This is a genomic window from Nonomuraea sp. NPDC049625 (genome assembly GCF_040675285.1).
GTDB lineage: Bacteria > Actinomycetota > Actinomycetes > Streptosporangiales > Streptosporangiaceae > Nonomuraea > Nonomuraea angiospora_A.
The window spans coordinates 160,362-184,376 of record NZ_JBFAOQ010000015.1; the positions used below are offsets into that span (position 1 = coordinate 160,362).

Below are 24,015 nucleotides of genomic sequence, written 5' to 3' on the forward strand. Positions count from 1 at the left end.
CCCCCGGAGGCCGCCGGGGTCATGCAGATGCTCGGGCCCTACCCGACCTTCGACGAGGACGACGCCAGGCGGGAAGGCGGCGCGGTGCGCCTGGCGCACGCGAACACGGTCCCCGCCGCGGCGGGGGCCGACTCGTCGGTACGCGCCACGCAGCAGGTCTACCGAGGCGAGTCCGCCGACGCCATGCAGGCCCACTGGGAGCGCACGGGCACGCAGAACGGCCACGTCGCCCAGGCCAACGCCGCTCTGAAGCTGGCTCCCGCGGTGCTCGAAGGCGCCGCGTCGGTGGTGTCGGCGGTGAAGGTGGCGGCGGGCACTCAGGCGGTCTACACCTCGGTCGAGCTGGCCAGGCTGCTGGCGTTCGGCGGGGCGGTGGGAGCGACGGCCGCCACCGCCCGCGTGCTCATGCGCCGCAAGATCGTCGGGAAGGTCCTGCGCGAGGGTAGCGAGGGCACCGGCAAGGTCATCGCCCCCATCGTGCGCCGCCGTATCACCGGTCCCATGCGCCGCATCCTCGACGACCTGCGCCGCCCGGGCGGCCGCGGCGGAAGCCCGGCCCTGGCGGGCGCGGGCGGCCGGACCGTCCCGCTACGGCCGGGGCCGTCGGGCCCCCGTTCCCTCAAGGACGGCATGGCCCAGATGGCCGGGAAGAAGGGCGGCAGGGGCGGGGGCGGCGGCCGCGGCGGTTGGAGAGACCAAGGAATAAAATTCCATGGAAAAGTCCCCAAAAGCACAGAAAACATGACGAAAGAGGAAGCGGAGGCGCTCAAGGCGCAGCTGGAGAAGAGCGTCCAAGAACGGGAGCTGCAGCTGAAGTGGTACAACGACAACGATCGTGGGCACGTGCACAGGGTTGATGAGGAAAAGGGAGCTATCAACATGCTCAAGCGCTTCCTGGGGGGAGGTTAACCCCCGATGCAGACGCAAGCAGGCGACGACCTGATCCATCGCATCCGCGCGCATTCGCACGACGGCGACGTCGTCGGCCCGGCGGCCAACGACCTGCTGAGCGAGTTGTACGACGGATATCCCGTCGGGAACCTCGCCGAACTCCTGCACAGCGGCGACGACGTGGCCGTGCGGACGGCGACCTGGCTGCTGTCGGAGCTGGGAGAGCTCGCCGCCCCGATGATGGACGAGGTCCCCGCTCTGCTCGCTCACCCGTTCGCCCAGGTGCGGTTCTACGCGGTCGAAGTCGTCCTGGTCAACGGCGACGCCCTGCACGGATCCACCATCGCGCGCGTCATGAGCCTGAGCACGGACTACGACACCGGTGTCCGCTGGCAGGTCCTCGGCTTCCTGGCTTCGGCCACGACGGACCAGCTGGCGGCCGGGGCGGCGAACCTGGAGCCCGGTCCGGTCAAGGACCTGGCCGAATGGCTGGTCCGCCTGGACGCCGAGGCGCCCGACCCGCGCGAGGTCCTCGCCCGGCTCGAAGGGCCCGACCCGACGGCCCGGCTGTTCGCCGCGGCGGCCGCCGGGCGCCTGTCCGACGAGGACACGGGCCTCCTGGAGCACGCGGTCAACGCGGAGGACGAGGAGATCCGGGCTTTCGCCGAGAGATGGCTGAGCGGGTCGGACTGACCCGGTCTCGACCCAGGGGCGACCCGGGTCTGATGCCGGAGTCCTACCAGGGAACGAACGAGAACGTCCCGTGGAAGGATGTCCGGAGCCGCTTCCCGGGCGAGTGTTGACGTATGAATCGACTCGCCCGGACGGCCGTGTTGCTCTTCGCGGTCGTTCTGCTCGCCTCGTGCGGCGCCCGGAGCTCCACCACGCCGGCCGGTCACACCGGTCACACCGGACATGCCGCCAAGGCCACGGTTGCGGCGGCCCCGCTGCGGGCCGGTGAACGGTTCGTCAACCTGACGATGGCGGAGCCGTACACGCCGAACCCGCCCAACGGCGGCACGGACGACTACCGTTGCTTCCTCATCGACCCCAAGCTGGCGAGCAAGGTGTTCCTGACCGGCGCCCAGTTCCAGCCCCAGAACCTCGACCTCGTCCACCACGCGATCTTCTTCAGGATCGACCCCGAGCACGCCGCCAAGGCGCGCGAGATCGACCGGCGCACCCCCGGCCAGGGCTGGACGTGCTTCGGCGACGACGGCGTCGGCGACTCCTCGTGGGTGGCGCACTGGGCCCCCGGCACCAGCGAGACGCTGCTCGACCCCAAGTACGGCTACGAGCTGCCGCCGGGCAGCCGGCTCGTCATGCAGGTCCACTACAACCTGCTGGGCGTGGAGGGCAAGCCGGGCACCGACCGCTCGGGCATCCGCCTCCGCGTGACCGACCAGACCCTGCGGCCCCTGGAGACCGCCCTGTTCCAGGCCCCGGTGGAGCTCCCCTGCACGCCGAAGGAGTCGGGACCGCTCTGCGACCGGGCCGCCGCGGTCAAGGACGTCGGCGCCAGGTTCGGCGAGGAGCTGACGGCGCAGGTGGCGATCCTCACCAAGTACTGCGGGCCGAGCAAGCCGGGGCCGACCCAGCACTGTGACATGCCCGTCGAGGGCACCGCCACGGTCCACGCCATGGCGGGCCACATGCACCTGCTCGGCCGGGCCATCAAGGTCGAGCTCAACCCCGGCACGCCGAAGGCGCGGACGCTCCTGGACGTGCCCGAGTACAACTTCGACGACCAGTCGCTGCGGGTCCTGCCCAAGCCGGTCACGGTGAACAAGGGCGACGTCGTACGGGTGACGTGCACGCACGACGCGGGCCTGCGCGCGCAGCTGCCCCAGCTGCAGAAGCTGCCGCCCCGGTACGTGGTGTGGGGCGACGGGACCAGCGACGAGATGTGCCTGGGCATCGCGATCGTGACCCCCGGAGCCGCCTGACCCCCGAGCCACCTGACCCCCGGAGCCGCCTGACCCCCCGAGCTGCCCGATCCCCCGAGCCGCCTGACCTCAGGCGGCGACGGGCCCCTCGCTCTCCCACCGGGTGAGCACCGCCCGGTGCCCGGTCTGCAGCCCGGTGCCCGGGTCGATCGCGAAGTCCCCGAACAGGGTCGCCGTCTCCAGGCCGGCGGCGGCCGACCACAGCTCCGCCCGCCCGGTCCCACCCGCCCGGGCGGCGCAGTACGTCGCGATGATCGCGGCGGCGACCCCCTGGACCGCGATGTAGTTCGGCGGCACCCCGGACCGCTTCTCGTAGGCCGCGACGAACTCCCGCTCGGAGACCCCCAAGGCCGCCTCGCCCGCGCCGCCGGGGAACCACTGGCCGACGCCGTAGATCCCGCGCGGATCGCCCACGGCCGCGCCGAACTCCCGCACCCCGGCGGCCACGGCGCAGATGGTGCGCGCGCGCCCGGCCCGCCTGACCACCTCCACGTCCTCGTCGAAGGCCCCGGCGCAGAAGAGATTCCAGGCGTCGTCCACCGGGCCCCCGAAGACCACCGGGATGCCCACCGCGTGCGCGGCCCGCGCGGCGCCCTCCGCGACCTGCAGGGCGAAGCGCCCCTTGCCGCTCACGATCCGCAGCGGGCTGTGGTCGCCGCTCTCCGCGAGCCGGCGGACGAACGGCTCGGCGTACCGGCCGGCCGGCGTCTGGACGGAGACGACATGCCCGGGGTTGGCCGCCTGCACGTCGTCGCCCGAACCGCCGTGGTTCCAGATCAGCATGTCGAGCGCCGCGCCGATGCGCCCCGCCCGGCGCATGAGCTGAGTGGAGTACGGCCCCAGCAGGAGGTCGCACTGGCCCGCCAGCCGGGGGAGCACGACGTCCAGGGAGCGGGGCTCGCTGTGGTCGTCCTCGACGATCAGCTCCACGCCCGGGTCGAGGGACTGCCAGACTTCGAGGCCGAGCCGGATCTGCCCGCCGAAATGGGCGTGCTTCCCGGACAGGGATACGGGCACCCCGATGCGGAGCCGCGAGGACGTCATCCCATTTTCACTCCCCACTCAGCAAGGCAATAACCCTGACCTGGGCATTCGGTGGTTCGCCAGCCTCGTGAGCGGATAGAGACCACCACGTGAGCGAGGAGATTCTCAAGGCCGAGGGGCTGCGCAAGACCTTCCCCGGCGTGGTCGCCCTCGACGGCGTGGACCTGAGCCTGCGCACCGGCGAGGTGCACGTCCTGCTGGGCGAGAACGGCGCGGGCAAGAGCACGCTGATCAAGATCCTCTCCGGCGCCTACCACCCCGACGAGGGCCGCATCCTGGTGGACGGCCACCCGGTGCACCTCCGCACCGCGGGGGACGCGCAGCGGCTGGGGATCTCCACCATCTACCAGGAGTTCAACCTCGTCCCTCAGCTCACGGTCGCGGAGAACCTCGCGCTCGGCCGCCCGCCGCGCAGGTTCGGTTTCGTGGCCACCGGGCGCATGGAGCAGCAGGCCAAGGGGCTGCTGGACCGGGTCGGCGTGGACGTGCACCCGCGTACGCCGGTCGCCGGGCTGGGCATCGCGCGCATGCAGATGGTCGAGATCGCCAAGGCGCTGGCCCTGGACGCCCGGGTGCTGATCATGGACGAGCCCACCGCCGTGCTCACCACCGGCGAGGTCGCCCGGCTGTTCGCGATCGTGCGGCAGCTGCGCGAGGAGGGCGTGGCGGTCGTGTTCATCACCCATCACCTGGAGGAGATCGCCGAGATCGGCGACCGGGTGACCGTGCTGCGCGACGGCAGGTCCGTGGCCAGGGTCCCGGCGGACACCCGCAGGGACGAGCTGGTCGCCCTCATGGTCGGGCGGCCCGTCGACCAGCAGTACCCGCGGCGACCGGCCAGGCGGGGCAAACCGCTGCTCGAGGTGTCCGGGCTGACCCGCAGGGGCGCGTTCGGCGACGTGTCGTTCGAGGTGCGGGCCGGTGAGGTGGTCGGGATGGCCGGGCTCGTGGGCGCGGGCCGCACGGAGGTGGTGCGGGCGGTGTTCGGGGCCGACCGCTACGACGCGGGCGAGGTCACCGTACGGGGGACGCGGCTGCCACCCGGCGACGTGCACGCCGCCATGGAGGCCGGGCTCGGCCTCGTCCCCGAGGACCGCAAGGGCCAGGGCCTGGTGCCGCAGGCGGGCGTCGCCGAGAACCTGGGCCTGGTCACCATGCGCGCCGCCACCACGGCCGGATTCGTGGACCGTTCCTGGATGCGCTCGGCCGCCGCGAAGGCGGCCGAACGGCTCGGCATCCGGATGGCCGGGCTGGACCAGGAGGTGCGCACGCTCTCCGGCGGCAACCAGCAGAAGGTCGTCATCGGCAAGTGGCTGATGGCGGACGCCCGCGTGCTCATCCTCGACGAGCCGACGCGCGGCATCGACGTCGGCGCCAAGGTCGAGATCTACGAGCTCGTCAACGAGCTCACGGCCGAGGGGGACGCCGTGCTGATGGTCTCCAGCGACCTGCCGGAGGTCCTCGGGATGAGCGATCGGATCCTGGTCATGGCGCGGGGGCGGCTCGTCGGCGAGCTGCGGGCGGCGGGGGCCACGCAGGACGACGTGATGGCCCTGGCCGTCGCGGAGGTGGAGGGTTCCCGTGCCGAGTGACGCGCTCCTGGGCCGCCGGTCACCGGCGGCCGCCTGGTTCGCCGAGAACGGCGCGCTGGCGGCGCTCGTGGTGCTGGTCGTGGCGCTGTCGCTGCTGTCGCCCGACTTCCTCAGCGTGACGAACCTGCTCAACGTCGGCGTCCAGGCCGCCGTCACCGCGATCCTGGCGTTCGGGCAGACGTTCGTGATCGTGACGAGCGGCATCGACCTGTCCGTGGGCTCGGTCGCGGCGCTCTCCGCGATCGTCCTGGCCTGGACCGCCGGCGTCGCCGGCCTCCCGTGGCCACTGGCCACCCTGGTGTCCCTCCTGGTCGGGGTGGTGTGCGGGCTGGTCAACGCGGTCCTGATCGCGTACGGGAGGCTGCCGCCGTTCATCGCCACGCTGGCCATGCTCGGGGTCGCCCGCGGCCTGGCCCTGGTCATCTCGGCGGGCAGCCCGATCCCGATGCCGGACGCCGTCTCGCACCTGGGCGACACGGCCGGCGGAGTCCTGCCGGTCCCCGTGATCGTGATGGTGGTCATGGGGGTGATCGCCGCCGTGATTCTCAACCGCACGTACGCGGGCCGCGCCATGTACGCCATCGGCGGCAACGAGGAGGCCGCCCGCCTGTCGGGCATCAAGGTCGGCCGCCAGAAGCTGATCACGTACGCGCTGTCCGGCGGCTTCGCGGCGGTGGCCGGGATCGTGCTGGCCAGCCGCCTGGCCTCGGCGCAGCCGCAGGCGGCGGCCGGGTACGAGCTCGACGCCATCGCGGCCGTCGTGATCGGCGGCGCCAGCCTGTCCGGGGGGAAGGGCAGGGCGCTCGGCACGTTCGTCGGCGCGCTCATCCTGGCCGTCCTGCGCAACGGCCTGAACCTGCTGTCGGTCTCGGCGTTCTGGCAGCAGGTCGTGATCGGTGTGGTCATCGCCCTGGCTGTGCTCGTCGACACCCTGCGGCGCAGGGGAACCACTTAGGGGGAGAGATCATGCGGATGCTCATAGCGGGTGCCGCACTGGCCGGCCTGGCCGCGTGCGGCGGCGGGGGAGCCACGGGCGACGTCAAGATCGGCCTGTCGGTGTCGACGCTGAACAACCCGTACTTCGTGCAGTTCCGGGACGGCGCGCAGGCCGAGGCGAAGAAGCTGGGCGCCAGGCTGACCGTCACCGACGCCCAGAACGATCCGTCGCAGCAGGTGAACCAGGTCCAGAACTTCACCAGCCAGAACATGAAGGCGATCATCATCAACCCGGTCGACTCCGACGCGGCCGCCCCCGCGGTCAAGGCGGCCGACCGGGCCGCCGTCCCGGTGATCGCCGCCGACCGCGGAGTCAACGGCGCCGAGGTGGCCCAGACCGTCGCCTCCGACAACGTGGCCGGCGGGCGGCTCGCCGCCCAGGAGCTGGCCAGGCTGCTCGGCGAGAAGGGGAACGTGGCCGTGCTCCAGGGCGTGCCGGGCACCTCCGCCTCCCGCGACCGCGGCAGGGGGTTCGCCGAGGGCATCGCCGCGTACCCGAACATCAAGGTCGTGGCCCGGCAGCCGGCGTACTTCGACCGGGCCAAGGCCCTGGACGTCATGACGAACCTGATCCAGTCGCACCCCGACCTCGCCGGCGTGTTCGCCGAGAACGACGAGATGGCCCTGGGCGCGATCAAGGCCCTGGGGGCCCGGGCCGGGCAGCGGGTCAAGGTGGTCGGGTTCGACGGCACGCCCGACGCGATCAAGGCGGTCCGGGCCGGCACGCTCTCCGCCACCGTCGCCCAGCAGCCCAGGCTGCTGGGGCAGCAGGCGGTGGACGCCGCGGTGAGAGCCGCCAAGGGGGAGAGCATCCCCAAGGCGGTGGCCGTGCCCGTGAAACCGGCGACCAAGGAGAACGCGGACCAGTTCGGCTGAGGCTGAGCCGTTCGGCGCTCCCATCCGTCCAAGTAGGTGTGAAGAAGATGTGGCGAATCGTGCTCGTGCCGGTGCTCCTGCCGGCCCTGACCCTGTCCGCTGTCCCGGCTCCCGCGCAGGCGGCCGTCGCGGCGAAGAAGGTGCTGATCGACTACCGGAAGCAAGGCGGGTTCGCGGGGCTGAGCGACCATGTGATCGTCTACACGAACGGCTGCGTGCGGCTCAGCCACCGTACGGGGCCGACCGTCGACAAGTGCCTCACCGGCAAGGAGGAGCGCAGGCTGCGCACGTCCCTCAAGGGACTGAAGCTCGGGCGGTCCGAGGCCACCCCGCAGGGGGCGGACTTCCTCAAGTACACGCTTGTTTATAAGAAGCACCGCGTGAGCCGCTACACGCTGACGCCGAGCTGGCAGCCGGTGGTGCAGCAGCTCGACAAGATCATGGTGAAGTACTGGGCGCCGGACTGAGCCGGGTCTCCATCAAGCGATTGACCGAAAGGTGAGGGTGGCACTACCTTCGGCCGCATGGACAGCGGACAGGTCAACCTGATCCTGAAGGTCGCGACACAGCTGTTCGCCGCGCGAGGCTTCGACGGCACCTCCACGCGCCAGATCGCCGAGGCCGCGGGGATGAACATCGCCACCGTCAACTACCACGTCGGTGGCAAGCGCGAGCTGTACCTGGCCGTCATGGAGCGCGCGCACCGGGCGGAGAAGGCGGCCCTGGACCTGGCGTTCGCCCGGCTGCCCGGTGACGACCTCGTCGCGGCCGTCCACCGGCTGCTGGACGACTACCTCGACTTCTGCGTGGACAACCCCGAGGTGCCCGCCCTGTGGATGCACCGCTGGCTCTCCGACGCCAGTGACATCACCGAGCTGGAGCGCGAGTACGTGCAGCCGCTGGTGGCCTCGGTGACCGCCGCCGTCCGGCCCGCGGTCGAGGGCGGGCTGATCGACGAGAAGGTCGATCTCGAGTACGCGATGTGGATGGTCATCTGGTCCGTGCACGGGTTCGCCAAGGGAGGCGTGCTGGACGCGGAGGGCCGCCGCAGGGCCGCCGGCGACCGGGCCGCCCTGCGCCGCTTCCGCTCCCACCTGCACCTGAGCGTCCACCGCACGCTCGGCCTGCCCGGCGACCCCAGCACGAAGGAGCCTACGTGAACCCCGCAGCGAGGACCACCGAGGAGCTGCTGGCCGAGGTGGCCAGGCTGAGGTCGCACGACTTGCCCGTGCGCGGCGGCCAGGTGACGGCGTACGTCTACGACACCGGCCGGGCCGAGGTCCACGAGGCGGCGGCGCGGGCGTACTTCGAGATGCTGGAGGTGAACTGCCTCGACCCGACCGCGTTCCCCAGCGTGGTCGAGATGGAGCGGCAGGTCGTCGGCGCGGTCGCGGACCTGCTCGGCGGCGGCCACGGCATCTTCACCAGCGGCGGCACCGAGTCGATCATGCTGGCGGTCAAGGCCGCCCGCGACGCCGCGCGCAAGGCCCGCCCGAACCTGGTGCTCGCCGTCAGCGCCCACCCCGCCTTCCACAAGGCGGCGCACTACCTCGGCGTCGAGGTCGTGGCCGTGCCGGTGGACCTGGAGACGTACAAGGTGCGGGCGCGGGACGTGGCGGACGCGATCGACGAGAACACGATCATGGTCGTCGCCTCCGCGCCCTCCTACCCCCAAGGGGTGGTCGACCCGGTCGAGGAGGTCGCCGCCGTGGCCGCGGCGGCGGGCGTGCCGTGCCACGTGGACGCCTGCGTCGGCGGGTGGCTGCTGCCGTGGCTGCGCGCGGCGGGTGCGGCGGTGCCGCCGTTCGACCTGTCCGTGCCGGGCGTCACGTCGCTCTCGTGCGACCTGCACAAGTTCGGGTACGCCCCCAAGGGCGCCTCGGTCGTGCTCTTCGCCGATCCCGCGATGCGGCGCAAGGCGTACTTCGCCTCGGCCGCGTGGCCCGGCTACACGATCGTCAACGCGACCGTCCAGAGCTCAAGGTCCGCCGGACCGCTCGGCGGCGCCTGGGCCACGTTGCGGGCGCTGGGCACGGAGGGCTACCTGGAGCTGGGCCGGGCGACCCTGGAGGCGACGGCCAAGCTGCGCGAAGGGCTCGCGCGGATCCCCGGGCTGCGGGTGCTCGGCGAGCCGGAGTCGTCGCTGGTGGCGTTCGCCGGGGACGGGATCGACGTGTTCGTGCTGGCGGACGAGGCGCGGGAGCGGGGCTGGTTCCTGCAGCCGCAGCTCTCGTACGCCGGGATCCCGGCCAACCTGCACATCACGGTCACCGGGGTGACGCTGGCGGGGGTCGAGGACATGCTGAAGGTGATCGCCGAGTCGGCCGAGGCCGCCCGGGAGCGGGGGCCGGTCGTGCTGCCCGACGGGCTGGTCGAGCTGGTGGCGGCCACGGACCTGGAAACGCTCGACGAGGCGGACTTCGCCGAGCTGGCCTCCTCCGTGGGGGTGGACCTCCGGCCGGAGGCGGGGCAGCCGGAGATGGCGACGGTCAACGCGATCCTGGACGCGCTGCCCGCGGCCGCCCGGGAGGCGGTGCTCGTACGGTTCCTGTCGGCCGTTTACGCTATCTGAGCGCGTCCACCGGCTCCATCCTGGCCGCCCGCAGCGCCGGATACAGCCCGGCCAGCAGGCCCACCAGGGCTCCCGCCACCGGTGCCGCGACCGCGAGGCGCACGTCCAGCAGCGGCGTCCACTGCTTGGCGGCCGACACCGCGACGACCGTGACGACGCCCAGGCTGGCGCCGATCACGCCGCCCGCGAGGCCGATCAGCGTCGACTCCAGCAGGAACTGCGCGGCGATGTGCCGCCTGGCCGCCCCGAGCGAGCGGCGCAGGCCGATCTCCGGCACGCGTTCCATCACGGTGACGAGCGTGACGTTCGCGATGCCGACCGCGCCGACCACGAGCGAGACCAGGCCGAGGATCAGGAAGAGCGCGTTGACGTCGTCCTGCGCCTGGTCACGCGCCCGGGTGGGGCTGGGCGGGGCCATCACCTGCAGCATGTCGCCGTTCCCCGGGCTGAGCGCGGTGGGCGCCTGCCGGGCCACCAGGTCCGCCGCGCCCAGGCTCGTGTTGACCAGCACCCTGGTGACGTCCCGCAGCCCGAACTGCCTGCCCACCGTGGGCGGCACGAACACGGCGGTGCTCAGGTTCCGCTCGCGGCGCAGGTCGCCCAGGATGCCGATGACCGTGTACGCGTGCTTGCCGATGAAGATGGCCGGCGCCCGGTCGAGGCGGCCGACGCCGAGCAGCTTGGCCGCCTGGTCGCCGATCACCGCCACCCGGTCGCGCCGCTCGATGTGCCCTCGGTCGTAGAACCTGCCCTGCACCATCCTGCCGCGCGCCGCCTCGGGCAGCCCGGTCGTCGCGGCCAGCACGGTCAACGACTGGGCGGTGACCCTGGTGGGGTCCACGATGTCGTTGGAGCGCACGGACAGGTTCGCGCTGTCCTCAGACTCGGCCAGCGCGGCGGCGGACTCGACACCGCGCAGCCTGGTCAGCCGGTCGATCGAGCCCCACTCCACGAGCGGCGTGTTCGGCGACTCCGGCACCTCCACCGTGATGGCCGTGGCCACCAGCGCGTCGAAGCGGCCGACGATCTGGTTGCCCGCGGTGGCGGCCACGCCGAGCGTGATGACCAGCGTGGTGATGCCGAGCACGGTCCCGAGCGTGGTGAGCGCCGAGCGCACCGGCCGGGCGAGCATGCCGGCCACGGCCTCCCCGAACAGGTCGCGTACGTGCATCACTCCTCCTCCACCAGCACGCCGTCGGTGATCCGCACCCGGCGTCCGGCCCGCTTGCTGACCTCCTGCTCGTGGGTGATGACCACGATCGTCATCCCCTGCCCCCGCAGCTCGTCGAACAGGCCGAGCACCGATTCGGTGTTGCGGCTGTCGAGGTTGCCCGTGGGCTCGTCGCACAGCAGCAGGGACGGCTCGCCCATGAGGGCCCTGGCGATGGCCGTACGCTGGCGCTCGCCCCCGGACAGCCGGTCGGGCGCGAACCCGGTCCGGTGGCCGAGGCCGACTCGTTCCAACGCCGCCAGGGCCCGCTCCCGCCTGCCCCTACGCGCCTGCTTGACTGCGCTCATGGTCGCAGCCGCTTCGGAGCTCGTTGGCTTCGCTCTCTCCCTCCGAGCTCCTCTGCTCCGATAGACCTCGGCGAGCATCACGTTCTCGACCACGCTGCGGTGGGAGAGCAGGTGGAAGGACTGGAAGACGAAGCCGATCCGGTCGCCGCGCAACCTGGTCCTGGCCCCGTCGCGCAGGGTGGTGGTCTCCGTGCCGTCGAGGCGGTAGCTGCCCGAGCTGGGGCGGTCGAGCAGGCCGAGCACGTTCAGGAGGGTCGACTTGCCCGAGCCCGACGGGCCGACGATGGCCAGGTAGTCGCCCCTGTCCACCCGGAGCGTGACGCGGTCGAGCGCCCGGACCGGCGGTTCGGCGGCGAACTCCCTGCTGACCTCCGCCAGCGAGATCACCGGCTCAGGCACCGCTGACCACCACCCGGTCGCCCTCCTCGATCGCGCCGGCGACCTGGACGTTCCCGTCGGCGGTCAGGCCCGTACGCACCTCGACGTCCCTGGTCTGATCCGTGGCGTACTCGACCCGCACCCGGGCCCTCCCGTCGGCCCCCGTGATCACGGCCGCCACCGGCACGACCAGCACCGGCTCCTTGGTCGCCCCCACGGTCACCCGCGCCGTGACGGCGGTCCCCGGCTTGAGCCCCTTCATCGAGGCGGGCGTGATCAGGACGGGCTCCGACCCGTCCTTGGCCTCCTCGGAGCCGGGCACCTTGGCCTGGTCGCCGACCGCGGTGAGGCGCGCCTTGTACGTCTTGCCCGTGTCGAGCTCGATGGCCGCCTCCATGCCCGTGCGCAGCAGCTCGGCCTCCGTCGCCTCCACCGCCCCCGTCACCGTGAACGCCGAGCTGGTCACCGTGGCGACCTCCTTCTCGACCTGCTGCCCCTGCTTGACCGAGACCTTGCGCACCCGGGCGGGCAGCTTCGGCAGGAACACCACCTCGCCGGGCGGGATGGAGGTCCCGTACGTACGCGCGAACTCCGCCAGCATCCCCTTGGCCGCCGCCACGTCCTTACCGGCGTTGGTCACCTTGAGCCTGGTCGGGGAGAGCTGCCTGGCCTGGCGCAGCGCCTGCTCGGCGGTGGCCTTGGCCTCCTTCGCGGTCCGTACGGCCTTGCGCAGCTCCACCAGGCTCTTCTCCCTGGCCTGCCGCGCCTCCTCCGCGACCCGCTCGCGCGCCTCCAGGGCCGCCGCCAGGTCGGCCTGGGCGTTCTGGACCCGCAGCTCCAGCAGGCTCGTGTCGGTGGAGGCCGTGGGCTGGGGGGTGGCGGTGGCCGCCGGCGTGGGCTGTTTCCTGGCTTCGGCCAGCGCCTGCTCGGCCTCGGCCAGCTTCTCCTGCGCCGCGCGCACGGCCGCCTCCGCCGCCGCCATCCTGGTCTCGTCCTCCGGCGTCACCTCCCGGGCCTCCGCCTCCTGGAGGGCGCGCTCCGCCGTCTTCAGGTCCGCCTTGGCGTTGGCCAGCCTCATCTTGAGCGGCAGCACGTCGCGCCCCTGGTCCAGCGCCTTCTTCTCGGCGGCGAGGGTCTCCTGGGCGGTCTGTACGGCCTTACGCAGCGTGTCGTACGCCTGCCGGTCGGTCAGCGTCGGCTGCTGCGCCTCGTACCCCTTCCTCGCGTACATGCGGGTGACGGCGGCGATCGTGGCCCGGTCGAACACGCCGGAGACGGGACCGCCGTACCCCAGCCTGCGCAGCGCCCGCTGGAGCTGCTTGACGTCGTCCCCCTTGCTGCCGGGGGCGATCGTGCGGTGCATCGGCACGGACCCGCGCAGCGCGAACACCGGGCGCCCGTTGACCTCCAGGAAGACCGAGCCCTCCGTGAGCCGGCCCTGGCGCGGCGCCCGGGTGGCCCGCTGCTGCTCGGCCGTGCCTCCGACGGCCCCGGCCAGGCTGACCGGCAGGGGCGAGCCGTATTCCAGCGTGCCGCTGACCACGACGGTGCTGACGAGCTTGCGGCGCTCGACGGCGGCGGTGACGAGCGAGGCCCGCGGCGCGGCGCGGCGGGCCGCCTCGTCGGCGGGGGAGCGCAGCCGGGAGCCCACGGCCCAGCCGGCGCCCGCGATGATCACTACTCCGGCGACGATGCCGGCGAGGAGCTTGCGCGGTGACTTCATGAGGTGGTCACATGCCGAACTGGGCGCTGACCTGCCGTTGGACCGCCCATTCTTTCGGCAGGAAGGCAGGGTAGAAGTCCTTGCCGCACTCCAGGTCGTCGAGTGCCGCCTTGATCTCCTTGGCCAGGTATGGCCTGGCCTGCTCGGGGGTGAGCGTCGGCACGTAGTACATCGGCGGCTTGTCGTCCTCGGCAGGGGGAGCGACGTCGGGCACGTCGTCCATCTGCTCGCGGCCCAGCTTGTCCTGCTTGAGCTGCCACGTCTTCTGTCCTTGATCGGACATGGAGACCGGCGCGGTGTCGCCGACGGCGTAGCCCTTGCCCTTCAGGCAGGTGGCCATGGCGGTGGCCAGCTCGACCAGGTCGGGGTCGGTGTTGAGCTTGCCCTTGCGGGCCCGGACGGAGGCCTTGAACTGCGCGTCGTAGAAGTCTTCCGTCGACTTCAGCTTCAGGCCGAGGACCTTGTTGGCCGCCGAGACCTGGCAGGCGTCCATCGCCTTCCGGTACGCCTGCAGCTGCGCCTTGGAGAGCGCCGACTGGATCTTCCCGTTCGGGTTGCTCTCGGGGCTGCCGGCCTGGATGTTGAAGGTGTCGGGGTAGATGTACTCGGCGAAGACCCCGAAGCCGTATTTTTCGCGATATTTCCGCATCGCCTGGTAGTTGCCAGAAGCGCGGCTCTTGTCGTCCTCGGTGCCCGGCTTGTGCGGCGTCACGTACGCGACGTACTTGAAGCCTTTCTGCTTCATGCAGTCCGCCTTGGCCGCCTCGAGCTGAACCTCCTTGCCCTCGGCGGTCGAGCCGGGCGTGGGCGTGGGCGCGGCGCTCTCGGCGGCGCCCCCGCAGCTGGAGAGCGCGGCCAGGGCCAGCAGGGCGGTGGCGGTCACGGTGAGTCTGGTGAGCATGGCGAAGTCCGTCCTCCGATCCTGGGTGTCAGTAGGCGAACTGGGCCCTGACCTGCGTGTCGATCGCCGACTTGCGCGGTGTGAAGACCGGGTAGAAGTCCTTGCCGCACTCCAGGTCGTCGAGCGCGGCCTTGATCTCCTTGGCCAGGTAGGGCCGGGCCTGCTCGGCGGTGAGCGACGGCATGTTGATCGGCTGGCTCTCGCCCTTCTTCGCCGGAGGCGCGACATCGGGCACGCTGTCGTCCTGCTCCCGGCCCACCTTGTCCTGCTCCTTGAAGAACGCGTCCTGGCCGCGCTTGGCCATGGCCGTCGGCCCGGTGTCGGTGACGGCGTAGCCCTTGCCCTTCAGGCAGGTGGCCATGGTGCCGGCCAGCTCCACCAGCTTGGGGTCGCTGTCGAGCGTGGCGGCGGTCGCGCGCTTCCTCGTCAGGGCTATCTGGTTGTAGTAGTCGAGGCTCGACTTCAGGGTCACGCCGAGGACCTGCTTGCCCGCCGTGACCATGCAGGCGTCCTTGGCCTTGTGGTAGGCGCCCAGTTGAGCCTCGGAGAGCGCCTCTTGGATCTTCATGTTCGGGTCTTGATGGGGGCTTTCCCTCTGGGCAGCCGGGGCGTTCATCTCCTTGGGGTAGATGAACTCGGCGAAGACCCCGAAGCCGTATTTTTCGCGATATTTCTTCATGGCCTGGTAGTCGCCCGCGTCCCGGCGGCGGTCCTCGTCGCTCTGGGGCTGCTCCGGCTTCACCCACGCGACGTACTTGAAGCCCTTCTGCTTCATGCAGTCGGCCTTGGCCGCTTCGAGCTGGTGCTTCTTGTCCTTGGCTGCCGCCGCCGCGCTGGGGGAGGGCGGGGCGGCGGTCTCTGCGGCGCCCCCGCAGCCGCAGAGGACGGCCAGGGCGAGCAGCGCGGTAGGCAGCGTCTTCCTCGTCATGGCGGGAGACCATACTCCGTTTAACGTAGCATGGTCAATCCAGACAGTGCCGCCGCCTCCGGAACGGCACGGAGGCGGCCCCGAGGGCCAGCACGGCCAGCACGCCCCAGTAGGCCAGGTGCTGCCTGGTCAGGGAATCGGCGTTCATGGACAGCTCGACCGATCTCACCAGCAGGTAGATGCCCGACGCGAGCGCCCACCGGTGGTCGCGCGCCAGGTAGCAGCCCGCTACGGCCAGCCCGAACACCGCCGCCTCCGTCGCCAGCCGGCTCAGGCTGAGCGGGTACCAGGTGCCCTCCTCCATCCATTGGGGGCCCGCCCACGCGACGGCCACCACGGCCGCCGGCCACCACCATGACCGGATCCGCGGCGTCTCCCGCCTTCTCGCCATGAGCACCAGCAGCCCGAGCAGCACCACCGCGTACCCGAAGGCCACGGCGAAGGGGCTGCTGTCCTGGAACAGGGCACGCCCGGTGAGGACCGACGGGTACACCGGCATCAGCGTCGGCTCGAACATCTGCCAGCCACCCGCGACCGCGACCGCCTTCACGCCCGCGACGAGCGTGAGCGGGAACGCCACCGGCAGCCGTCCGCGCAGGACGGCCAGCAGCGCGAGCGCCGACAGCAGCGTCCACAGCGGCACCGCGCCCGCGTAGGGGAGCAGCGCCGCCAGGTTCGCGGCAGCCACGGCCGTGATGCCCAGGTGCAGGCCGTCCTCCCACGCGCTGCCCGTCGCCAGGTGGACGATGCGGCTGCGCACGCCGCCCACCAGCAGGCCCCACGCCTCCTTGGGCACCGGGACGTTCCTGCCGGGGCCGGCCGACTCCAGCAGGACGTCGACCAGCTCGTCTCCGTGCGCCGCGCGATACTGCCTCGGGTATGCCCGCAGTAACCGGCGGTAACGCCGTTCGAGGGACGTCATGGGCTGAGGCACGGTGGCGGTCATGTGATGGGGCGCAGCACGAGGGAGGCGGCCTCCTGCATGCGCCTGGCCTCGGCCTCGACCAGGGTCCGTCCCTCGTCGGTGATCCGGAAGTAGCGCCTGTTCCGGCCGTTGACCGTCTCCTCCCGGTCCACGGTGATCACGCCGCGCTCGTTCAGGCGCTCCAGGATGCCGTAGAGGGTGCCGACCGACGGCTGGACCCGCCCGCCCGACAGTTCTTTGATCGACTTGCTGATCGCGTGGCCGTGCAGCGGGCCGGCGCGTAGGGCGGCGAGCACGAAGAACATCGGCTCGCTGACTTCTGAGGTTCCCCTGGGCATGGCCCAGATTATTCCGTTCAACGGAGCGTCCGCAACGCCCGGCGGCCTCTCGCGGAGAGGCCGCCGGGCTGGCGGGGTCATCCGCAGCGCTCGCCGTTCAGGTGGAAGACCTCGGGGGACGGGTTGGGGCCCGAGGGGTTCGTGGCCACGAAGCCGAACGTCACGGACCTGCCCGGCTTGATCTTGCCGGAGCTCGTGGCCGTCACCACCGAGCCGGACTGCGACAGCGCCGCGCCCCAGTCCTGCCGGACGCGCTGGCCGCCGGGGAAGGACCAGCGCAGGGCCCAGCCGTCCACGGTCTGCCTGCCGGTGTTCTCGATCACGATCTGGCCGGTGAACTGGCCCGAGCCGTGCGCCGTGTAGCGCACCCGGCAGTCGGACCGCCCGCTCTTGTCGGCCAGGAACGCGGAGACCCAGGCCAGCGGGGAGTTCCAGTTGATGGTCAGCTCGTTCGTCGCCCACGACTCGATGTCGTCGATGTAGCAGAACTGCGGCTTGCAGCCCTTCAGCAGCCGCTGCGCGAGCGGGTCCTGGATGCCGGAGTTCGGGCCACCGGCCAGCGTGCCGCGCGGCGGGTTGGGCAGCGCCGGGTCGAGCTGGTGGGAGTACCAGCGGCTGTGCTGGTTGTGCGAGGCCACCTCGCCGTAGCCGGTCACGTACGAGTGGTTGAGCGCGTTACGACCGAGAATGTAGTCCATGCCCTCGCGCACGGCCGCCCGGTACTTCTCGTGGCCGGTCAGGTCGTACGCCGTGGCCAGGACGACCAGGTTGTTCAGCACCAGGTTGTTCGAGCCCCAGTCGAAGTCCGGCGGGTTGTACGGCAGCCCGTACGGGTGCGCCCGCTGGACCGCCAGATACTTCTCGGCCCCCTCGACCACGGACTGCCGCACCCGCGCCCGGCCGGGGAGCGCGTTGGGCACCGTGGCCAGGTCGAGGCGGCCGAGCTGGGCGGTGTTGCCCCAGTCGAAGCCCCGGTCACGCCAGATGTCGCCCGTGTGGTGCGGCGAGGCCAGCACGAAGTCCTTGAACTCCTTCTCGCCCGTCGTGATGAACAGCTCCGCCGCCGCCCAGTAGAACTCGTCGCTCACGTCGGCGTCGTTGTAGGCGCCGCCGCCGGTGCCGTCGTTCGGGTCGGCGTACCTGGCCGGGTTGGTCTTGGCCGCGGCCCACGCCCTGCGGGCGGCCTTGAGGTTCCTGGCCGCGAACGCCGGGTCGTACGGGGCGAACAGCCTGGCCGCCTGGGCCGCCGTGGCCGCGAGGTTGAGCGTGGCGGCCGTGGAGGTGGGGTGCAGCTCGCGCGGCTGCGGGTCCAGGTGCGGCAGCAGCGGCAGGCCCGTCCAGCTCCGGTCGTGGATCTTGTGGTGGGCCATGCCCGCGAACGGCTTGCCCTCCGGCACCTGCATGCTCAGCAGGAACTCCTGCTCCCAGCGGGCCTCGTCCAGGATGTCCGGCCTGCCGTTGCCGCTCTCCGGGATGGCGAGCTGGCCGTCCTTGAAGGCCGCCCTGTCCCGCTCGTACGCGGCCATGAGCTGGTAGACCGAGATGCCGCCGTTGACGACGTACTTGCCGTGGTCGCCGGCGTCGTACCAGCCGCCCTTGACGTCGAGGGAGTAGTCGCAGACGCCGGGCTGGCAGGGGACGCTCACGTCGCCCTGGTTCGGCGCGACGCCGGCGTGCCCGGCGGGCCGGGCGTAGCCGGGCCTGAGGCTGTCGAGGATCTCGATGCCGCTGCGCTGGGTGTAGTAGAACTTCAGCGCGTCCGTGGGGAGCTGGTCGTAGATGTCCGCGGCGATGTCGAACGGCCGGCTCGTCTCGCCGTCGGCCGTCAGCGTGTAGTCCTTGCCGGGCTTGCGGTAGGAGCCGAAGTCGAGCGTGTGCACGTTCTGGCCGGAGCTGGCGTCCACGCCTCTGGGGGTGGTCCGGCCCTTGGCGACCGTCTGCTTGTCGGCGTTCTTGAGCTCCCAGTCCAGGGCCGTGGTCGCGGAGGTGACCACGGTGGCGTTCTTGGGGCCCTGGGGGAGGTAGCCGACCATGTTCACGCGGACGCGCGGGCCCGTGTCGGGCTCGTACACCTCGGGTTCGGCGCCGCCTTTGAGCGACACGTTGTCCATGCAGAACCTCCATGGCTCGGCGCTGCCGCCCAGTTGGAAGACGACCTGGGAGTTCGGCAGCGACACGGGGGCGGTGAACGTGTAGGAGTGGTCGTTGCCCGAGACGCTCAGCTCCGGGTTCGCCGACAGGTACTGCGTCCACGGGTCCACCGGGAGCTGGATCAGCGCCTTGCCGACCTTGGCGGGGGTCGCCGAGGCGCTGAACCGGTACGCGTACGTGTCGCCCGCCACCAGCGGGATGTCGTTCTGGCCGATGATCACGTCCCACGGGTTGGCGGTGCCGCCGGGGATGTCGGCGCAGAGCCGGCCCGCGTCTATGGCGAGGGCGGTGTTGCCGGTGCTCCACCAGGGGGCGGTTCCGGAGTCGAAGGTGCCGTTCACGATCTGCTCGGGTCCCTCGTCGGCCAGTGCCGTCGTGGCGGGGGACAGGGCGACCATGGTGAGGAGGGCCAGTAAGGCGGCCCGGCTTCGGGTCATGGAGGTCCTCAGGGGTTGGGAGCGCTCCCAATCGGAGCCCTCCGATCCTCCTTTCCCGTCGCCGTCCCGTCAACGGCCTGCGGAAACTCTGAAACTTTCAGGCGGGACGGCGCATCGGCCAGAACAGCGTCCCGTCCGGCAGCGCGAACGGCTCGCTCTGCCGGTAGCCGTGGCGCACGTACAGGTCGCGGTTGCGCGGGTCGCTGGCCTCCAGGTACGCGGGCACGCCGCCCAGCCGGGCGTGCTGGTAGCGCAGCAGCGCCGAGCCGAGCCCCTCGTTCTGGCGGTCCGGGTGGACCGCCAGGAAGGCCAGATGGTGGTACGGCTCCGCCGGATGGTTCGCCTCGAACAACTCGTCGAGCACGCGGAAGCGCTCGACCCATTCGCCCGTCGTCTCGGCCAGGCGGCGGTCGTAGTCGAGCGGCTCGGGCAGCGGCGCGGTGCGCGGGAACCAGACCGCCACCGCGGGCCCGTCGTCGATGAGGTGGATCTCCCCGTGCTCGACGGCGTGGTCGACGAGGATCCGGAAGTTGGCGGTCATGACCCGGTGCCGCTCCCTGCGCTCCGGCACGAGGTAGTGCACCACCCTCAGCCCGGAGAACGCGGTCGCGATGAGCTCCGCCACCCGTCCCGCGTCGTCCGCCGTCGCGTGACGGATGACCGGCCGCATCGCCCACGTCTGCTGTTTCATCGCCCAGGCTCCTCTCGTTCTGTCAGATGCCGTCCTGGGCGGTCGCCGCCTTGGCGCCCATCCCGACCAGTGAGTAAACGGCGGGTTGTCCGGCACGCAGGATGAACGCCCAAATCACCCCAATTACCGCAGCTACCCCGTAAACACTGGGCAGAATCCAGGTCAACGGATCACTCTCGGGTACGTTGAGCAGTGCGGCGAAGTTCGTCACCGCCAGCCAGACCATCACGGCCAGCGCGAGCGCGGCGGGGCGCCCGGCGACAGCGTCTCCATCGAGAACCCGGAGGCCGCCGGGTGGGCCAGGTCCGCGAAGTCGAACAGCAGGATGACCGCCACCTCGGCGGTCAGCAGCACGGCCAGCAGGCGGCCGTTCACGTCCACCCGCATCAGGCCCAGGACCGCGACCAGCGCCCACGCGACCAGCGCGACCAGCCACCAGGGCGGCGTGAGGCCCAGCCAGCGCTCCAGCAGCGGCGTGGCCGCCGTCCCGAACGCGCCGTACAGGCCCACCTGCAGCGCGTTGTACGCGATGAGCGCCACCCAGGCGGCCGCGATACCCGCGGGCCGGCCCAGGCCGCGGCTGATGTAGGTGTAGAACGCGCCCGCGTTGGCCATGTGGCGGGCCATCGCCACGTACCCGACCGCGAAGACCGCCAGCACCACCCCGACCACCAGGAACGCGACGGGCAGCCCGGTGATCCCGGTGACCGCGTACGCGGTGGTGACCACGCCCGCGACGACGGTGAGCGGCGCCGCGGCGGAGAGCACGAAGTAGACGACCGAGGGCGCGCCCAGCCGGTCGGCGGCGAGCGCGCCGGCGACGAGGTCGGGCCCGGACTTCACGGGAAGCATCGGATTCCTCCGGGGGTGGGGGTGTTCAGGTGCGGTAGGTCACAACCGCGCGCCCACGTCATCGACCGAGCGCTGCGCCAGATACGCCAGCCACGTGCGCACGTCGGTGTGGTGCGGCGAATCCCCGATATCGGCCAGCACCCGATTGGTCACTTTGTCCATGACGTCCTCGGAGTCGATCACGTCGAGCCGCACGCCGCGCACGGCGATTCTCTGGTGCAGCACGAGTTCGCCGATCAGGGCCCCCGCCAGGCCGAGCGCGATGCCCTGCACGTGGAGGCGGGGTTTGCCCGTGCCGGTCGTGTCCCATGAGACGAGGAAGAAATCATCGGCAAGCACCTTGAATCGGTCCGCTCACTATCGCCTTAAAAGGACAACCCGCTTTCGGCCGGCGGCGTTCGGCCGCCAGCGGAAATGTCTACCAAGAACGTGATCGCCCGGGTAGGCCCATTTATCCCTAAGTCCGGAAAAATGGTGATTTTGGGTAAAGTGCCAGATAAAAAATGAGGAATTCTCGAGTGCCGGAAAGCCGTGCTGCGACACGAACGCGCAGGTCAGGCGGGTCTTGGGTTTGCCCTGCGGCAGCCGGTACGGTCGGGATCATGTGCGCGTACCGGACCGGATTCGTGGCGGTCGTCACGCTGGCCGCGCTGACCACGGCGTGCGGCACCGCCGTGCCCGTTTCGCAGGAGGCGGCGCTGCCCGCGGCGCCGTCCGCGAGCCGGACGCCGGCCGCAGGCGCGCTCGCGGGCAAGATCGTGGTGATCGACCCCGGCCACAACGGCGGCAACGCCGCGCACCCCGCGGAGATCAACCGCCCGGTCGACATCATCACCGGCAGGAAGCCCTGCAACACGACCGGCACGCAGACCAACGCCGGATACCCCGAACACGCCTTCACCTGGGACGTCGCCGGCCGGCTCAGGCCGATCCTGGAGAAGATGGGCGCCAAGGTCGTGCTGACCAGGCCCGACGACAAGGGCGTCGGCCCGTGCGTCACCGAGCGGGCCGCCATCGGCAACGAGGCCAGGGCGGACGCGGTCCTGTCGATCCACGGCGACGGCGCCGCGCCGAGCGGGCACGGCTTCCACGTGATCATGCCGGGGCTGGTCTCCGGGCACAACGACCAGATCATCAAGCCGTCCCGGCGCCTCGGGGTGGACATCAGGAACGCCTACCGGGACGGCACGGGCCTGCCGTACGCCACCTACACCGGCGTGGACGGGCTGCAGACCCGCACCGACCTGGGCGGGCTCAACCTCTCCGTGCGCCCCGCGGTGTTCATCGAGTGCGGCAACATGCGCAACCGCGGCGACGCGGCCAAGATGTCCGACCCCGGCTTCCGCGAGCGCATGGCCGTGGCCCTGGCCGCCGGGCTCAGGAAATATCTGACCTAGCCCTGCCGGTCGGGGAGGCCCCGTACGCGCGCAGGAACGCGGCGACGGCGGACTCGGAGAGCCGTTCGAGGTCGGCCTCCGTGTAGTGGTCGCCGCCGCCCCAGAACATGACCTTGTTCACCGGGACCCACAGCAGCAGGCCCACGAAGTGCTGGGCGATCAGCTCGGGGTCGTCCGGGCGGAGCATGCCACGGGCGGCGAGGCGGTCGAAGGCGGCGGCCAGGGTCTCCAGCGAGCGCTCGAAGCCCTGCTGGTACCAGGTGCGGCCGAGGTCGGGGAACCGGTCGGCCTCGGCGATCACCAGCCGGCGCAGGCGGAGCACGTCGGGCCGCATGAGCGCGCCGAGGAACTGGCGGGCCAGCTCGCCCAGGTCCTTCGCCAGGTCCTCGCTGTCGTCGAGCGCCGCGGTGATGAGCTTGGCCAGCCCTTCGACCTGGGTCGTCGTGTCGAGGATGATGCTCGTGAACAGCTGCTCCTTGTCGGTGAAGTGCTTGTAGACGGTCTGCTTCGAGACCGACGCCAGCGCCGCCACCTCGTCCATGCTCGCGCCCACGTAGCCGTTGCGCAGGAACACCGGCCGGGCCGCATCCATGATCTGCCTGCGCTTGCGTGCCGTGCGGCCGTCCTCTTCCGGTGCCATGCCCATCCCTTCGCCCTTTGACGAGGACACAGTACTAGACAGTTCCGTACTTATGTGGGTACGGTACCGTCTAGTTCCACCGATGAAAAGGACAGAGCAGGACATGAGTGATCTTCAGCAGCAGGTGCAGGAAGCCGCCGACGGGCTCGTCGAGTCAGGCGCGGAGCGCGGGCTCCAGGTGGCCGTCTATCGTGACGGCGTCCAGGTCGTGGATGTGGTGGCGGGCGTGGCCGACCCCGGGACCGGGCGGCCTGTCACGGCTGACACGCCTTTCTACAACTTCTCGATCGGCAAGGGCGCCACCGCGACCGTGGCTCATGTGCTGGCCGAGCGAGGGCTGTTCGGTTATGACACCCCGGTGGCGGAGCTGTGGCCGGAGTTCGGGCGGCACGGCAAGCAGGGCGTGACCGTGCGCCACGTGCTGTCGCACACGGCGGGCGTGCCGGGGGTGCCGCTCGACACCACACCGGAGGACGTCTGCGACTGGGACAAGATGGTCGCCGCGCTGGAGGACGCCGAGCTGTGGTGGGAGCCGGGCACGAAGGTGGGCTACCACGCGTACACGTTCGGGTTCCTGGTCGGCGAGATCGTCCGGCGGGTCACCGGCAAGCCCATCTCGCAGGTGCTGCTGGAGGACGTGGCGGGCCCGCTGGGCGTGGCCGAGGAGCTCTACTTCGGGATGCCGGAGACCGAGCACCACCGGCTGGCCAGGCTGGAGGACGCGCCGGTGGACCCGGCGGCGTGGGGCGAGATGCCGGCGGACCTGCCGATGTTCAAGGCGGGGCCGATGACGCTGATGCCGACCGCCGAGCTGGGCAACCGCGGCGACTACCTGTCCTCCGACATCCCCGCGGGCGGCAAGACCTCGGCCCGGGCCATCGCGCGGATGTACGCCGCGCTGCTCGGCGAGGTGGACGGGACGCGGCTGATCCCGTCCGGTCGGCTGCGCGAGGCGACGGCGGTGGCCTCCAGCGGGCTCGACGAGGTGTTCGGCATGCCGACGACCTGGGGGCTCGGGTACGGCATCGGAGGCCCCGGCTCGACCGCCGAGGCGAGCCCGACGGTGTTCGGGGTGCCCGGGGCGGGCGGCAGCGCGGCCTGGGCCGACACGGCGACCGGCACCGCGTTCGCGCTCACCAAGAACCGGCTCACCAACGACTTCGCGGCCGCGAGCCTGATCGGCGGCATTGTGACCGGTGCCTAGAACCTCCGGCCCGCC

Annotated in this window: 25 protein-coding genes; 11 read left to right on the top strand and 14 right to left on the bottom strand. The window is 71.4% G+C overall.

The genetic code is table 11. The features are described 5' to 3' along the window. The first annotated feature begins 21 nt into the window (after positions 1-21). From AB0J87_RS46845 to AB0J87_RS46855, 3 genes are all read left to right on the top strand, one after another. The gene (locus tag AB0J87_RS46845) at positions 22-909 is read left to right on the top strand and encodes a hypothetical protein (RefSeq protein WP_363977938.1); all 888 of its coding nucleotides are present in this window, start codon (positions 22-24) and stop codon (positions 907-909) included. 6 nt (positions 910-915) lie between these two features. Further along, a complete protein-coding gene (locus AB0J87_RS46850; RefSeq protein WP_350723582.1) occupies positions 916-1,584 on the top strand; it encodes a hypothetical protein in 669 nt (222 codons plus the stop codon). Positions 1,585-1,697: 113 nt separating this feature from the next. Continuing rightward, positions 1,698-2,837 carry a monooxygenase gene (locus AB0J87_RS46855; protein ID WP_363977941.1) on the top strand — a complete coding sequence of 380 codons (1,140 nt, stop codon included), beginning with the start codon at positions 1,698-1,700 and terminating at the stop codon, positions 2,835-2,837. Between the two features lie 69 nt (positions 2,838-2,906). On the opposite strand, the gene AB0J87_RS46860 is transcribed toward AB0J87_RS46855, so the two are convergent. After that, positions 2,907-3,881, bottom strand: a complete 975-nt coding sequence (locus AB0J87_RS46860) for an ABC transporter substrate-binding protein (protein WP_363977944.1) — start codon at positions 3,879-3,881, stop codon at positions 2,907-2,909. Positions 3,882-3,970: 89 nt separating this feature from the next. Here AB0J87_RS46860 and AB0J87_RS46865 point away from each other — a divergent pair, with 89 nt between their 5' ends. The 6 genes from AB0J87_RS46865 to AB0J87_RS46890 are packed head-to-tail and all read left to right on the top strand — an operon-like array spanning position 3,971 to position 9,917. Beyond that, a complete protein-coding gene (locus AB0J87_RS46865) occupies positions 3,971-5,473 on the top strand; it encodes a sugar ABC transporter ATP-binding protein (RefSeq protein WP_363977947.1) in 1,503 nt (500 codons plus the stop codon). Beyond that, positions 5,463-6,428 carry an ABC transporter permease gene (locus tag AB0J87_RS46870; RefSeq protein WP_363977950.1) on the top strand — a complete coding sequence of 322 codons (966 nt, stop codon included), beginning with the start codon at positions 5,463-5,465 and terminating at the stop codon, positions 6,426-6,428. Before AB0J87_RS46865 ends, AB0J87_RS46870 begins: the two co-directional genes overlap by 11 nt. An 11-nt stretch (positions 6,429-6,439) precedes the next feature. Further along, positions 6,440-7,345 (top strand): D-ribose ABC transporter substrate-binding protein, encoded by a 906-nt coding sequence (locus tag AB0J87_RS46875; protein WP_363977953.1) that lies wholly within the window; start codon positions 6,440-6,442, stop codon positions 7,343-7,345. A 47-nt stretch (positions 7,346-7,392) separates the two neighbouring features. Continuing rightward, positions 7,393-7,812, top strand: a complete 420-nt coding sequence (locus AB0J87_RS46880; RefSeq protein ID WP_363977956.1) for a hypothetical protein — start codon at positions 7,393-7,395, stop codon at positions 7,810-7,812. A 57-nt stretch (positions 7,813-7,869) separates the two neighbouring features. Then, positions 7,870-8,505: a TetR/AcrR family transcriptional regulator gene (locus AB0J87_RS46885; protein WP_363977959.1), complete on the top strand. Its 636-nt coding sequence runs from the start codon at positions 7,870-7,872 to the stop codon at positions 8,503-8,505. Then, positions 8,502-9,917 carry an aspartate aminotransferase family protein gene (locus AB0J87_RS46890; RefSeq protein ID WP_363977962.1) on the top strand — a complete coding sequence of 472 codons (1,416 nt, stop codon included), beginning with the start codon at positions 8,502-8,504 and terminating at the stop codon, positions 9,915-9,917. The genes AB0J87_RS46885 and AB0J87_RS46890 overlap by 4 nt, the downstream gene beginning before the upstream one ends. On the opposite strand, the gene AB0J87_RS46895 is transcribed toward AB0J87_RS46890, so the two are convergent. From AB0J87_RS46895 to AB0J87_RS46950, 12 genes are all read right to left on the bottom strand, one after another. Beyond that, on the bottom strand, positions 9,910-11,088 hold the full coding sequence (locus AB0J87_RS46895) for an ABC transporter permease (RefSeq protein WP_363977965.1): 1,179 nt from the start codon (positions 11,086-11,088) through the stop codon (positions 9,910-9,912). The two genes, AB0J87_RS46890 and AB0J87_RS46895, sit on opposite strands and share 8 nt — an antisense overlap. After that, positions 11,088-11,834, bottom strand: a complete 747-nt coding sequence (locus AB0J87_RS46900) for an ABC transporter ATP-binding protein (protein ID WP_363977968.1) — start codon at positions 11,832-11,834, stop codon at positions 11,088-11,090. The genes AB0J87_RS46895 and AB0J87_RS46900 overlap by 1 nt, the downstream gene beginning before the upstream one ends. Beyond that, positions 11,827-13,536 carry a peptidoglycan-binding protein gene (locus tag AB0J87_RS46905; protein ID WP_363977971.1) on the bottom strand — a complete coding sequence of 570 codons (1,710 nt, stop codon included), beginning with the start codon at positions 13,534-13,536 and terminating at the stop codon, positions 11,827-11,829. The genes AB0J87_RS46900 and AB0J87_RS46905 overlap by 8 nt, the downstream gene beginning before the upstream one ends. Before the next feature lie 7 nt (positions 13,537-13,543). Further along, complete coding sequence (locus AB0J87_RS46910) at positions 13,544-14,437, bottom strand: hypothetical protein (RefSeq protein ID WP_363977974.1); 894 nt, start codon at positions 14,435-14,437, stop codon at positions 13,544-13,546. A gap of 28 nt (positions 14,438-14,465) precedes the next feature. Next, positions 14,466-15,365 carry a hypothetical protein gene (locus AB0J87_RS46915; protein ID WP_363977977.1) on the bottom strand — a complete coding sequence of 300 codons (900 nt, stop codon included), beginning with the start codon at positions 15,363-15,365 and terminating at the stop codon, positions 14,466-14,468. 34 nt (positions 15,366-15,399) lie between these two features. Continuing rightward, entirely contained in the window at positions 15,400-16,287 is an 888-nt protein-coding gene (locus AB0J87_RS46920; RefSeq protein ID WP_363977980.1) for a hypothetical protein, read from the bottom strand. A gap of 20 nt (positions 16,288-16,307) precedes the next feature. Further along, positions 16,308-16,628 (bottom strand): PadR family transcriptional regulator, encoded by a 321-nt coding sequence (locus AB0J87_RS46925; protein ID WP_355193748.1) that lies wholly within the window; start codon positions 16,626-16,628, stop codon positions 16,308-16,310. 77 nt (positions 16,629-16,705) lie between these two features. Next, on the bottom strand, positions 16,706-19,216 hold the full coding sequence (locus tag AB0J87_RS46930) for a glycoside hydrolase family 9 protein (protein WP_363977983.1): 2,511 nt from the start codon (positions 19,214-19,216) through the stop codon (positions 16,706-16,708). A 97-nt stretch (positions 19,217-19,313) separates the two neighbouring features. Beyond that, positions 19,314-19,907, bottom strand: a complete 594-nt coding sequence (locus AB0J87_RS46935) for a GNAT family N-acetyltransferase (protein WP_363977986.1) — start codon at positions 19,905-19,907, stop codon at positions 19,314-19,316. Positions 19,908-19,929: 22 nt separating this feature from the next. Continuing rightward, the gene (locus AB0J87_RS46940) at positions 19,930-20,133 is read right to left on the bottom strand and encodes a hypothetical protein (protein ID WP_363977989.1); all 204 of its coding nucleotides are present in this window, start codon (positions 20,131-20,133) and stop codon (positions 19,930-19,932) included. After that, complete coding sequence (locus AB0J87_RS46945) at positions 20,133-20,759, bottom strand: amino acid permease (RefSeq protein ID WP_363977992.1); 627 nt, start codon at positions 20,757-20,759, stop codon at positions 20,133-20,135. Before AB0J87_RS46945 ends, AB0J87_RS46940 begins: the two co-directional genes overlap by 1 nt. 39 nt (positions 20,760-20,798) lie before the next feature. After that, positions 20,799-21,098 carry a GPP34 family phosphoprotein gene (locus AB0J87_RS46950; protein WP_363977995.1) on the bottom strand — a complete coding sequence of 100 codons (300 nt, stop codon included), beginning with the start codon at positions 21,096-21,098 and terminating at the stop codon, positions 20,799-20,801. A 263-nt stretch (positions 21,099-21,361) separates the two neighbouring features. Between AB0J87_RS46950 and AB0J87_RS46955 the strand changes: the two genes are divergently transcribed. Beyond that, positions 21,362-22,156: an N-acetylmuramoyl-L-alanine amidase gene (locus AB0J87_RS46955; protein WP_363977998.1), complete on the top strand. Its 795-nt coding sequence runs from the start codon at positions 21,362-21,364 to the stop codon at positions 22,154-22,156. On the opposite strand, the gene AB0J87_RS46960 is transcribed toward AB0J87_RS46955, so the two are convergent. Further along, positions 22,137-22,796, bottom strand: a complete 660-nt coding sequence (locus tag AB0J87_RS46960; RefSeq protein WP_363978001.1) for a TetR/AcrR family transcriptional regulator — start codon at positions 22,794-22,796, stop codon at positions 22,137-22,139. The two genes, AB0J87_RS46955 and AB0J87_RS46960, sit on opposite strands and share 20 nt — an antisense overlap. Positions 22,797-22,899: 103 nt before the next feature. On the opposite strand from AB0J87_RS46960, the gene AB0J87_RS46965 reads away from it, so the two are divergent. After that, positions 22,900-24,000 carry a serine hydrolase domain-containing protein gene (locus AB0J87_RS46965; RefSeq protein ID WP_363978003.1) on the top strand — a complete coding sequence of 367 codons (1,101 nt, stop codon included), beginning with the start codon at positions 22,900-22,902 and terminating at the stop codon, positions 23,998-24,000. Positions 24,001-24,015 lie beyond the last annotated feature (15 nt).